10 protein-coding genes are annotated in these 11,542 nt (G+C 65.9%); 1 reads left to right on the plus strand and 9 read right to left on the minus strand.

Features of this window, described 5'->3' with window-relative positions; all coding sequences use genetic code 11:
- Positions 1 to 177 precede the first annotated feature (177 nt).
- The 7 genes from I6F38_RS42030 to I6F38_RS42060 form a co-directional block, all read right to left on the minus strand.
- Positions 178 to 1,242 (minus strand): substrate-binding domain-containing protein, encoded by a 1,065-nt coding sequence (locus I6F38_RS42030; protein ID WP_225164516.1) that lies wholly within the window; start codon positions 1,240 to 1,242, stop codon positions 178 to 180.
- Positions 1,243 to 1,264: 22 nt separating this feature from the next.
- A complete protein-coding gene (locus I6F38_RS42035; RefSeq protein ID WP_225164521.1) occupies positions 1,265 to 2,317 on the minus strand; it encodes an ABC transporter ATP-binding protein in 1,053 nt (350 codons plus the stop codon).
- A gap of 282 nt (positions 2,318 to 2,599) precedes the next feature.
- Positions 2,600 to 2,908, minus strand: coding sequence for a GIY-YIG nuclease family protein (locus I6F38_RS42040; RefSeq protein WP_225164522.1), 309 nt, complete (start codon positions 2,906 to 2,908; stop codon positions 2,600 to 2,602).
- A 263-nt stretch (positions 2,909 to 3,171) separates the two neighbouring features.
- Positions 3,172 to 4,356: an aminotransferase class V-fold PLP-dependent enzyme gene (locus I6F38_RS42045; protein ID WP_225164517.1), complete on the minus strand. Its 1,185-nt coding sequence runs from the start codon at positions 4,354 to 4,356 to the stop codon at positions 3,172 to 3,174.
- A 131-nt stretch (positions 4,357 to 4,487) separates the two neighbouring features.
- Positions 4,488 to 5,258 carry an LssY C-terminal domain-containing protein gene (locus tag I6F38_RS42050; protein ID WP_225164523.1) on the minus strand — a complete coding sequence of 257 codons (771 nt, stop codon included), beginning with the start codon at positions 5,256 to 5,258 and terminating at the stop codon, positions 4,488 to 4,490.
- Between the two features lie 248 nt (positions 5,259 to 5,506).
- Positions 5,507 to 6,232, minus strand: coding sequence for a thermonuclease family protein (locus tag I6F38_RS42055; RefSeq protein ID WP_057021088.1), 726 nt, complete (start codon positions 6,230 to 6,232; stop codon positions 5,507 to 5,509).
- A gap of 254 nt (positions 6,233 to 6,486) precedes the next feature.
- Positions 6,487 to 8,214 carry a hypothetical protein gene (locus tag I6F38_RS42060; RefSeq protein ID WP_225164524.1) on the minus strand — a complete coding sequence of 576 codons (1,728 nt, stop codon included), beginning with the start codon at positions 8,212 to 8,214 and terminating at the stop codon, positions 6,487 to 6,489.
- Between the two features lie 372 nt (positions 8,215 to 8,586).
- On the opposite strand from I6F38_RS42060, the gene I6F38_RS42065 reads away from it, so the two are divergent.
- A complete protein-coding gene (locus I6F38_RS42065) occupies positions 8,587 to 9,438 on the plus strand; it encodes a caspase family protein (RefSeq protein WP_225164518.1) in 852 nt (283 codons plus the stop codon).
- A gap of 197 nt (positions 9,439 to 9,635) precedes the next feature.
- Here I6F38_RS42065 and I6F38_RS42070 read toward each other — a convergent pair whose 3' ends face one another.
- Positions 9,636 to 10,514, minus strand: a complete 879-nt coding sequence (locus tag I6F38_RS42070; RefSeq protein ID WP_225164519.1) for an HlyD family efflux transporter periplasmic adaptor subunit — start codon at positions 10,512 to 10,514, stop codon at positions 9,636 to 9,638.
- Between the two features lie 7 nt (positions 10,515 to 10,521).
- Positions 10,522 to 11,448, minus strand: coding sequence for an alpha/beta fold hydrolase (locus tag I6F38_RS42075; RefSeq protein ID WP_225164520.1), 927 nt, complete (start codon positions 11,446 to 11,448; stop codon positions 10,522 to 10,524).
- Between the last annotated feature and the right edge of the window lie 94 nt (positions 11,449 to 11,542).

The following is an 11,542-nucleotide window of genomic DNA, read 5'->3' on the forward strand; positions in this document are numbered from 1 at the left end:
TGTTCACCCGTCGAGCACTCGCCACCATCGACCAGCCTCCGCCCATCAATCCCAGCCACCGCAAATGCAGAACATCCCCAAACCAGATGGAGTTCTGCTATGGATGACGTTCCCCGGACAGCCCTGCCGCAAGCGGGGCGAGGTGAAGAACGACCGTGCGACTGACGCTTGGCATCCTCACACCCGAAACAGCCGCGCATAGCGCGTCTTGATCTCTTCGGTCATTGCTTCCACCCCCGCCGGATCCTCTTTCATCAGCTTGATTTCGGAAAGCTTGCGTCGGCCGGCCTTCGGCTGCACCTGGGCGTGCAGCGAATATTGGCCGGTGAAGTCGACGAAGAATTGCTGGGTCGCGCGGGTGTGCAGCCAGGCCTGGAACAGCTTTGCGGCGTTCGGATGCGGCGCGCCAGCGAAGATGCCTGTGGGACCCGAGATCGTCGGCGTGCCTTCGGTCGGATAGACCGGCTCGACCGGTTGTCCGGCTTCCTTCAAGAGCACGATGCCATATTCATTGCCGTCGGCCATCACGGCGCGCTCGCCGAGCGAGAGCTTTTTCGGCGGATCGGTCGAGGACTGCACCTGCATCACGCGCTGTTTCGCAAGCTTCTCCAGATACGGCCAACCGAGCTCGCGCACGATCTGGAACGTGGTGGTCATGATCGTGCCGCTGTAGGCGGGATGGCCCTTCACCATCTTGCCCACCCATTTCGGGTCGAGCAGATCGACAAAGCTCTTCGGCGCGTCCTCCGCCTTCACCAGATTGGTGTTGTAGGCGATCGACGACAGCCACAGCCGCGTGGTCACGGCCATGCCGTCGGGGTCGCGATAGTTGTCGGGAAAATGTTTCGCGACGTCCTCGGGCACGAACGGCATCAGCCAACCGCTCTTCTTCCAGGGGATGAAATGCGAGGCATCGGCGCTGTTGACGACGTCGGCGGCGTGGATGTTGGAATCGAATTCCTGCGCCACGCGTTGGAACAGCCGCTCCGAGCCTGAGCGCTCGATCTGCACGGTGATGCCGGGATAGGCGGCCTCGAACGCCTTGCCGAGCTTTTCGCCGACCGGCAGGTCCATCGACGAATAGAACACGAGCTTGCCTTCCTTGGTCGCGGCGGCGACGAGATCGGGCGTGATCGCGACCGGCTCGGGTGCGGCGGCGCGTGCCGGTGACGCGAACACCGTGCCGACCGCAAGCGCCGCCGAGCCTTTCAGGACATCGCGTCTGGAAATCGGCTTCCGCATCGCGTCGCTCCGTTTCTTGTTGTTATCGGCTCAGCGCCCGGCAGCGTGCGGGCGGCAAGGTCAGCCAGACCTCGCTGCCCTTCTCGACTGCGGTTTCGGTCGGCGTGGTCACCCGCAGCGATGTGCCGTCAGCGGTTTCCACCATGTAGTCGCGGTTCATGCCGAGATAGACCTGCCGGGTCACGATGGCTTTGAGCGTGTTCTGCGCCGGCGCGGGCGGTTGCGTCGCGAGCTGGATCTCGTGCTGGCGGATCGCGACCGGCGCACTCTGGCCGGCCGTCAGCGTGGCGCCGACCACCTCGAGCGTTGCGCCGGCGAACTCCACGTGGTTCGCATCGCGCGCGGTGCCCTTGATCACGTTGGCGGCGCCGATGAAGCGCGCGACGAATTCCGATTCCGGCCGCGCATAGATGTCCTCAGGGCTGCCGAGCTGGTCGATCTTGCCGGCATTCATCACCGCGATCAGGTCGGCTGTCGTCATCGCCTCGGACTGGTCGTGGGTGACATAGACCGTGGTGTAGCGATATTCGTCGTGCAGGCGGCGGATCTCGAATCGCATCTCCTCGCGCAGATTGGCGTCGAGATTGGACAAGGGTTCGTCGAGCAGCAGCGTCTCGGGACCGACGATCAGCGCGCGCGCCAACGCGACGCGTTGCTGCTGGCCGCCGGAAAGCTCGCCCGGATAGCGTTGCGCCAGTGGTTCCAGCTTGGTGGTCGCCAGGATCGCGGCGAGCTTCTTGGCGATGGTGTCGCGATCCATTTTGCGCAAGCGCAGGCCGTAGACGATGTTCTCGGCCACCGTCATATGCGGCCACAGCGCGTAGCTCTGGAAGATCATCGACATGTTGCGCTGCTCGGGCGGCAGCGTGCGCGCCTTCGACGACACCACACGGTCGCCGACGCGGATCTCGCCGTCGGATGGTTCGAGGAACCCGGCGATCAGCCGCAGCGTGGTGGTCTTGCCGCAGCCGGACGGTCCGAGCAGGCAGACCAGCTGGCCATGATCGATCGTGAGCGAAACATCATCAACCGCGACAAACGATCCAAACCGCTTGACCAGGCCGCGCAATTCCACCGATGCCAAGCGGTCCCTCCATTTTGTTGTGTCGCAGGGATCCGTGCCCGGCTGTTGCCGGCAGTAAAGCGGAAAATGATGACGACGAAAAGTGCTCGTGCCCCGTCAAAAAGTCGTGGCACCTCTTCGTTGCCTATCCCGCGCCACTCGCCCGTCATCCTGAGGAGCGCGCTCTTGCGCGCGTCTCGAAGGATGCACGGCCCGGATATCTCAGCATGCTCCGATTCTCTCGCGGCGCGAGCGTGGCCGCCGATCCTTCGAGACGGCCGCTCCGCGGCCTCCTCAGGATGACGGGGAAGGGGTCGTTCTGCGTCGATGAGCCAGTCGGCTGATCGTGGCCCAATCCAACCGAATCAATGCTTCCTTCTTCGCCCGGCTCCAGCCCTTGATCTGCCGCTCGGCCGCGATGCCGTCGGTGATGCGCTCGAAATACTCCGACCAGACGAGGACGACTGGTCGCCGATTGTAGGTATGGCCTGGGAAGGCACCCGCATTATGCTGTTCGATGCGTGGCGCGAGATCGTCACCCGTGGCGCTGCCGACGTAGAACGAGTTGTCGGCGCAACGAAGCATGTAGACGCAGATGCCCATTTTCACCAGTCCCGCGCGCACAATGCACGGATTGATCATGCGGCAAGCGTGGTCACGGTCAATAGGATAAGCATCTATCCTTTCCGCGACCTCGATCCCGTCATCCTGAGGTGCGAACGGAGCGAGCCTCGAAGGATGCACGGCCCGGCTATTTCCGCGCACTCCGATTCGCTCGCGGCGGGAGCGCGGCCGTCGATCCTTCGAGACGCCCGCGTTTGGCGGGCTCCTCAGGATGACGGGTTAAAGCCTCAGACCGCCTCGGCCTACGCCTTCACGTTCTCGCCGAGCCACTGGATGGCGGCGTCGGCGCCGGCCTTGCCGTGCGGGATGTTCAGCGCTGTCAGCGCGACCTCGACGACGCCGAGGGTGCCGAGGATCATCGGTGCGTTGACGTGGCCCATATGCGCGATGCGGAAGGCCTGGCCCTGCAAATCGCCGATGCCGGTGCCGAGCACCACGCCGCATTTCTCCTTGGCGTAGCGCTGGATCGCGGCGGGGTCGGCGCCCTTCACGGTCACCGTCGTCACGGTGTTGGAACGCTCGGCGGGCTCGGCGATGTTGAAGCCGAGCACCTGTCCTTCGCCCCAGACCGCGACCGCGCGGCGCACGGCTTCGCCGAGCAGCCGATGCCGCAGATGCGCATTCTCCAGGCCTTCGGCGTGCAGCATGTTGATCGCCTCGCGTAGCGCGAACAGCAGATGCACCGGCGCGGTGCCGGCATATTTGCGGTAGTGCTCGCTGCCCTCGCGCTCGGTCCAGTCCCAATAGGGCGTGCGCAGATCGGCCTTCTTGTGGGCGTCCCAGGCGCGGTCATTGGCAGCGACGAAGCCGAGGCCGGGCGGCGTCATCAGGCCCTTCTGCGAGCCCGACATCGCGACGTCGACATACCATTTGTCCATCTCGAACGGCATGCAGCCGAGCGAGGCTACGGTGTCGACCATGAACAATGCAGGGTGGCCGGCGGCCTTGATCGCCTTGCCGATCGCCTCGATGTCGTTATAGGCGCCGGACGCGGTGTCGACCTGCACCACGAGGATCGCCTTGATGGTGTGCTCCTTGTCGCGCCGCAGCCGCTCCTCGACCTCGGCCGGACGGATCGCGCGGCGCCAGTCGCCCTTCAGCACCTCGACCTCGGCGCCCATCGCGGCCGCGGCCTGGCCCCAGCCGATCGCGAAACGCCCGCTCTCCAGCACCAGCACCTTGTCGCCGCGCGACAGCACGTTGGAGAGCGTCGCCTCCCAGGCGCCGTGGCCGTTGGAGATGTAGATGTAGGACTTGCCCTGGGTGACGAACAGCTTCGAGAGGTCGCGCAGCAGGCTCTCAGTCAGTTCGACCATCTCGTTGGAGTAGATGTCGAGCGCCGGGCGGTGCATTGCCTGCAGCACCTGATCGGGCATCGTGGTGGGCCCGGGGATGGCCAGAAATTCCCGGCCCGCGCGAACGGTCATCGTCCTGTTCCTTTTGGATAAAGCGCGCAAATCATGCGTGTGAGGGGTCAAGCGCGGAGACTATTCCATCGCGGCTTCGATTGCGAGCAGGACGAAGCAATCCAGCGTTTCCAAAACCGCGGGACACAATGCTATTTGCCGATCGATTCGACGACCGCGCGCCAGACCTGGTCCTTGAACTCGGTCGCGGCGGGGCTCGGGAGCTGCTCGACGGTGCCGTGGTTCTTGCGGCAGGCCTCGACCAGCCGCAGCACCCAGATTTCGCCGTCGGTGTAATAGGGATCGCCGCCGCCATTGCGGCCGTTGAAGGTCGGGCCGATGCCGGTGACCTGATATTTCGCGGTGACCATGCCGGCGGACTCGAGGTCAGTGGCGAGCAGCGCGCGTTCGGCGTCGAGATCGGCCGCGATGTGATGCGTCACCGCGCCGGTGTAGTGGCTGACGCCGACGCTGCGGTCGAGCGTCGCAGCGCCCAGCCACACCGGACGTTTCTCCTCGCCCTGGTCGAGCACTTTCCAGAACCGGACATGGTTGCGGCGGTCCGCGCTCGATCCGACCGGCCGCTCGAAGGCAAGATCCTCGCGGCGGTCGAGATAGAACAGATTGCTCACCGGCGCATCCTTGTAGGGACGATCGAGCAGCACGCTGCCCACGATCTCGATCGAGGATTTCAGCGTCACCGGATCGGCCGGAAACCAGCCGGCCTCGTGCATCGCGCAGACCACATCCCTCTTGTCGCCGATCAGCCCGACATTCATCGGATCGCCGGGAATGCCCTGCGCGGTGCGCGTCACCATCGGCAGATTGGCGAGGCCCTTCTGATGCTCGTAATGCGTCCACAGCGCCGGCAGCAGCAGATAGGCCGCGATCAGGTAGATCGCCAGGACGAACAACAATGCCATCTGCGCTTGCCGGAAGCGGCTGCGCCGGCGCGCGGAAGGCGGATTGGCTTCGCTATCAGTCACGACGACGGTCTCCTTACCTCTCCCGCGTGCGGGGGAGGTCGGATTGCATCGAAGATGCAATCCGGGTGGGGGCTCTCTCCTCATGAAGAGCGTCGCAAGCGGTGACACCCCCCACCCCAAACCCTCCCCGCAAGCGGGAGAGGGAGCGCGGTACCGATGAGGCTACAATTCAATCAGACTTCCGACTAGCGCCGCGTCTCGCGGCAACCAGCGGCTTCGGCCTCCTCGACCGAGCAGAACCAGCGCGTGCCCTTGCTGATCTTCATTTCGATCTTGGCGTACCAGCGGCTCGTCCGCTGGTGAAAGATGCATTCGCCGGAGCGGTTGACGTTGCCCTTGATGGTGCAGTCGGGCGAGGGCGCCACCGGGCCGGAGGCCGAGGCGAGCAGGATCGCGTTGGCGCCATCCGGCGGCTTCACCGCGCCGAGCACGGTGGTCTTCTTGTTGCGCACCCGCCAGTCCCACGGCGCGATGAAGGCGCCCTGCCACATCCCGGCTTTTGCCTCACGCGCGGCCTTCTCGTCGGCTTCATAGTCGTGCGAGGCGCGGGTGTAGGCCAGCGCCCAGCCGCTCGCGACCAGCCATTTCTGGATGTCCTCGCCGTCGACTTCGCAGCGCGCGATGGTGCGGCCGCGGCGATCGACCGAGCGGGCGTGGCAGGTCCAGGTCTTGTTGCCGGCATGCTTGATCAGCTCGTCGCGCGCGGCGACGCCGCAGGTCCAGCGCTCGCCCTTGGTATTGAGGCAGAGCTGGTCGGTCGACGGCGCGTCGACGCCTGCGAGCCGGATGCGGACGCTGCCGATCATGAGCTGGTCGCCGTCGCGGATCTTCGGCACGCCGGTGATGTCGGCGGCGACAGCCAGCGTCGGCAGCGAGAGCAGCAGGCCCGCGGTGAGCAGCGTCTTGAACATCGGCGTTCCCGGCCAGGTTCTTATCGTTCAAATGGCTTTTAGCGTGCAGAGGTCAGTGCCCAACGATTGTGCGGGCAATTGGGCAACCGTGCCAGTGCCGTTGCGTTTCCGCCAGTTTCAACTTCGCGTCATTGCCCTGCGAATGCGCTATTCGCCTTCGAGGTCCCGTAGGTCCGTAGGATGGGTAGAGCGCAGCGAAACCCATCATTCGCATCGTCGGTGTCAATGATGGGTTTCGCTTCGCTCTACCCATCCTACACCGCGGCCATTCGTCGCTTCGCCAGCGCCAGCGCCATCAGCACGAACGCCGAGGTCACCTCCGGCCCGCCGACCAGGATGCGGGTCGGCGTCTTCATCTTATTCCACTCATAGGCCCGGTAGGGCCCCTTGCGGCCGCCCTCGCCGAGCCCTTGCACGATGCAGTGCAGCGCCGGCGTGAAGGTCGAGACCTCGGCGCCGAGATGCGCCAGCGCCATCAGCGCCAGCGCGGCGTCGAACGGGTTCATCTCGTGGGCGATCAGCTCGTGCGTGACATAGCCGAGCACGCGGGCGCGGATCAGCGCGAACACGTTGCCGGGATCGATGATGCGCTGCGCCGCCAGCGGCAGCGCGACGAAGGCGGCATAGCAGCGGCCGAAATAGGCCGAATAGAGCTCGGGCAGATAATAGATGTGCGAGCGCGGATTTTTGAACGCGCCGCTCTCGACCAGATTCTTCTGGAAGGCGATGATGCGATGCACCGTCTCCAGCCGCTGCGGCGTCTCGATGATCTGCCAGCGGGTGAGGTTGCGGAACGAGACCTCGAGGATGTCGAGGTTCAGCGTCGGATCGAGGTCGTTGCCATAGGGCCGCTCGCCGGCGAGATTGTCGATCCAGGTGACGACGCCGCCCTCGTAGTCGATGTTGTCGTTGAGCGGCACGGTGACGCGCGGCTCGTTGGCGCCCGATCGCACCTGGTAGCCGCGGTAGAAGTCGAGCAGCGGCTGCTGCAGGATCGGATCGTCGGAGCCGGCCTGGGTCGCGGCCGAGAACGAGCACGCCGTGGTGTCGCAGTCCGGCACATAGATGCCGAAGCCGAGATCCTGCTTGATCTGGGCGAAGAAGCGCGAGAAGCGCGGATGCCGGCCCGGCGCCAGCGCGGTGATGACCTTCACCGTCGAGCCGTCGTGCGACGGCACCTCCTCGGCGCTGGTCTTGAGGCAGAAATCCACCATGTCGGCGATCGCGCGCCGCGCGGTAACAGCTTCATCCGGCGAGGCAAGCCCGGTCTCGACGAAGCCGAGCAGCGCCTCGGTGAAGAAGGCGTCGTAATAGGCCGAGCGGTGGCGGATCTGCACCGGCTCCCACATCGGCTCGGCGATGCCGCGCCAGGCCGGGTTGATCAGCGCGCGCGCCGGCGACTGCGCGATGAAGATCCGCGCCAGATTGAACAGCAAGGTCGAGTTCTTGTAGCCGCGCGCGTTCAGCCCGGTCAGCGCCATCAGCAGCTCGCGCCCGCCCACGTCAGGGTCGCCGATCAGGTTGAAGGCGGCATAGGTCGGGATGAAGCCGTTCCTGCCGAACGAGCGCAACAGATGCGCGCCGGTCAGGCGGATCACGCGGTCGATCTCGGCGATCTCCGGCGGGCGGCCAGGTGCGGTCGCGGCGGGCGGGGCGGGGTGGCGCACGCTGATACCGTCCATCAATGCTGCGACGGGCGTGCCGATCGCGGCCCAGTCCGGCGCCGCGACGTCGCGCGCCGCGGTGAGCGCCGCGCGCAGGCCGGCAAGGCGGTCGGGATCGTTGAGCGCGGGCAGGCCGGTGCGGCGGAGCAGCGCGCGCAGCGGCGGATTGCCGAGCGCGGTCCGGTAGAATTTTCCAAGATGGGCATCGCCGCCGCGATAGGCCTGCAGCACGGGGTCGCAGACCTCGTACAGCGACGGGCCGTCCTTCTGGGCGGTCAGCGACCGGCACACCGCGCCTGCGATCTCGTGAAGGCCCAAGAAGCTCAAAGAATCCCCTTTCCCGAGGAACCGGTTAACGCCGCCGCCCGACGGAGTTTCCTGTCGCTCTGCCCCAAACCCGCAAGCCTTTGGAAAGCTACATGAATCCCTACAGAATACAAATGTGACAGAGATCACGTAACGGGATCTTAACGGCGTCAATGGCCTCTGCCGGGCGGCAGCATGCGGCAATTCGGGTTGCCCCGAGCGGCCGTCCGGGTTAAAGGAGCGTTTGTTGCGGCGCCGCAAATTGAGTTCAATTCAACGGCACACACACCTCAACCCCATTAAACCTGAACGTCTTTGACGCGACTAACTGGCGCGATCTTCGCTTGAGCGCCATCGGGATAAGAATTGGGACTTAGGAACGCTATGGACCTTAGGCAGCTTCGCATTTCCCGCCGGACCATCGCCGTCTGCGTGGCGGTGGCCGGCACGGTGTCGCTGGCGATTGGCGCCCATGCCGCGCTCAACAAGCGCACCCTCGATGTCGCCAAGGGTGGCGACAAGGTCGCCCCCACCGAGCTGACCGGCAGCATTCCGGTCGGCACTTCCCGCCTCGCACTGATCATCGGCAACGGCCACTATCCGGACGCCGCGGCGCCGCTGGCCCAGCCGATCAACGATGCCCGCACCCTGTCGTCGGCGCTGCGCCGCGAGGGCTTTGACGTCGACGTGGTCGAGGATGCGACCAAGGATGACATGTTCCGCGCCGTCGAGCGCATGAAGGCCAAGATTCGTCCCGACACCGTCGTGATGCTGTTCTTTGGTGGCTACGGCGTACAGGTGGGGCGTGAAAGCTACATGATCCCGGTCGACGCCACGATCTGGAAGGAAGCCGACGTCAAGCGCACCGGCGTCAGCGTCGAGTCCGTGCTCGATGCGATGAAGGAGCGCGGCGCCAAGGCCAAGCTCGTCGTGCTCGATGCCTCGCGCCGCAATCCCTATGAGCGCCGCTTCCGTGCGTTCTCGCACGGTCTCGCGCCGATCAGCCCGCCGGAGAACACCATCGTGCTGAGCTCGGCGACGCCGGGCAAGGTCGCCGACGACAGCAAGGCGCCGAACAGCGTGCTGGTCTCCGAGCTGCTCAACAACCTCAACGCCCAGGCCGGCGCCGAAAGCGCCTTCAACAAGACCCGCGTCGCGATCTCGCGCGCGAGCGAAGGCGAGCAGGTGCCGAGCGTGTCGTCCTCGCTGCTGGAAGACATCAAGCTCGGCGGTTGAGTCCGGCTCTCTCCCACGTCGTCCCGGCGAAAGCCGGGACCCATAACCACAGGGCCGCATTGTTGAAGCGCGCTGTGGCCACAGCTCTTCAGACAATTCACATTGGTGGTTATGGATCCCGGGTCGCGCGGAGCCTGTCATCGGGCGGCGCTTTGCGCCGACCCGTTGGCTTGCCCGGGACGACAGTATGGATGAACCTACTTTGCATCCGCGCTTGCGCCGACCGGCCGCACCGGATCGCCCTCGCGCAGCAGCGCGCCGGCGCGGGCGACGACGATGTCGCCTTCCTGGATGCCGTCGCGGATCTCGACCTGGCCGGCCGACATCAATCCGGTCTCGACCCGCCGCGTCTCGACGCGGCCGCCGCGCACCACCTGCACCACGGTGCCGGCGGTGGAATAGAGGATCGCGGTCAGCGGCACCGCGACGCCGCAGCTCTGTCCGGTCTTGATCTGGGCGCGGCCGGACGAATTCACCAGCAGCCGCTTGTTCGCGCCGATGCCGATGAACACCTGGCCGAGCTGGCTGTTCGGCTCGACCGTCGGCGCGATCCGCCGCACCTTGCCGTCGAGATCGCCGGCGCCGAGGACCTTGAGCTGCGCCGTCTGCTCGGTCTTCAGCTTGGCGATGTCGCGGGTCGGCACCATGCCGACCAGGTCATACTCGCTCTTGGCGATGATCGAGAACAGCGCGTCCTTGCCCGAGGCCGGGCTGCCTATGATCGCCGACGACGCCGAGATCGTGCCCGCCACCGGCGCCGTGACGTTGACCGAGTTGGCGCCGTCGGTCAGCTTCGCCAGCACTTGCCCTGCGGTGACGGTGTCGCCGGGATCGACCATCACCTCCGCCACCTTCAAGCCGAAACGCTCGGGCCGGATCTGCTGCTCATCGCGCGGCAGCACGATGCCCGAAACCTCGACGATATTGCCGAAGCAGAATTTCGAGGCCTTCAGCACCGTCACCGCCGCGCCCTTCGGCACGGCGTCGGTTTCGCCCGCCGCACGCGCGGGAGAGCCAGCGAGCAAAAGCAGCGCGGAGGCGGCAAGGGCTGAGGCGCGCGTGCGAGGCAAAATCATCGGCAAACTATTCCCAAAATGAGGGCCTCCTGAATACCAGATGCCGCCTGGCCGAGCCAGCCGGCTGCGCTGCCTCGGCCGGCCCCGCATCCGCCGCCAGCTCGAGCTTCGCCAGCTCCAAATTCGTCAGCTCCAAATTCGTCAGCTCCTGGGCGCGCCAGATGTGCCGCAGGATCTCCGGGTTGACCCGATCGGCATGCGTCACCGGCAGCATGTGGCCGGCACCCGGCAGATGCCGCAGCTCGGCGCCATCGATCAGCGCGGCGAGTTTGGCGACAATGCGCTGCGTCACATAGGGCGACAGCCCGCCCGACAGCAACAGCGTCGGCACCTTCAAGGCACGCGCGGCTTCCGCCACCCCGTCAAGGTCGAGCGCGGCGCTGAAATCGCAAGGCAGCTTGTCGGCCTGCTCGATCATCCGCAGCCGCCCGCTCGGCGAGAACTGCTCGCGCGGCCCGGAGCCGGCCCAGAACGCAGTGAACGCCTCGACCGCCTCCAGCACGGCGCCGTCGACAATATCCTTTGAGACGACCTGCGCGATCCGCGCGAAGCGGTCGTAGAGCCGCGCATCGGCGGGCGTGTCCCGCAGCAACGTGGGCAGCACCGGCTCGATCAGCGTCAGGCTGCGAACGTGCTGCGCATAAGGCGAGGCGGTCGCCAGCCGAAACGCGATCGCCCCGCCATAGGAATGCCCGATCAGATGGATCGGCCCGTCGGCCCTGGCGAGCCAGGGCTCGAGCCGCGCGATCTCGCCATCCAGCGTCCGCGGCCAGTCGCGCCCGCAGGCCGCAACGCCATAGCCGGAAATATCCGGCGCCATGAACCGGTCGCCGCCGAGCGCCGCCGCAAGCTTCGTCCATTGCCGTCCCGACCCCAGCGAGCAATGCAGCGCCACCACCGACGCCGCCGCGTGCGTCCCATCCAAACCCGTCATCAAACCCATCCTGCTTGTTCTTGTTATCGCCAGACGCGCGTTCGCACGCGCCCGTCATGACGCGAGCGAGGTAGGGGATGGGTTATTCCTGGGA

The sequence above is a fragment of the Bradyrhizobium sp. BRP56 genome, assembly GCF_020194035.1.
Classification (GTDB): Bacteria; Pseudomonadota; Alphaproteobacteria; order Rhizobiales; family Xanthobacteraceae; genus Bradyrhizobium; species Bradyrhizobium australafricanum.

What these genes read in the sequence shown, in the direction of transcription:
- I6F38_RS42030 (WP_225164516.1), bottom strand. Translation starts at nt 1,242, where the DNA reads ATGCGGAAGCCGATTTCCAGACGCGATGTCCTGAAAGGCTCGGCGGCG.
- I6F38_RS42055 (WP_057021088.1), bottom strand. Translation starts at nt 6,232, where the DNA reads ATGTTCAAGACGCTGCTCACCGCGGGCCTGCTGCTCTCGCTGCCGACG.
- I6F38_RS42050 (WP_225164523.1), bottom strand. Translation starts at nt 5,258, where the DNA reads ATGGCATTGTTGTTCGTCCTGGCGATCTACCTGATCGCGGCCTATCTG.
- I6F38_RS42075 (WP_225164520.1), bottom strand. Translation starts at nt 11,448, where the DNA reads ATGACGGGTTTGGATGGGACGCACGCGGCGGCGTCGGTGGTGGCGCTG.
- I6F38_RS42065 (WP_225164518.1), top strand. Translation starts at nt 8,587, where the DNA reads ATGGACCTTAGGCAGCTTCGCATTTCCCGCCGGACCATCGCCGTCTGC.
- I6F38_RS42070 (WP_225164519.1), bottom strand. Translation starts at nt 10,514, where the DNA reads ATGATTTTGCCTCGCACGCGCGCCTCAGCCCTTGCCGCCTCCGCGCTG.
- I6F38_RS42045 (WP_225164517.1), bottom strand. Translation starts at nt 4,356, where the DNA reads ATGACCGTTCGCGCGGGCCGGGAATTTCTGGCCATCCCCGGGCCCACC.
- I6F38_RS42040 (WP_225164522.1), bottom strand. Translation starts at nt 2,908, where the DNA reads ATGGGCATCTGCGTCTACATGCTTCGTTGCGCCGACAACTCGTTCTAC.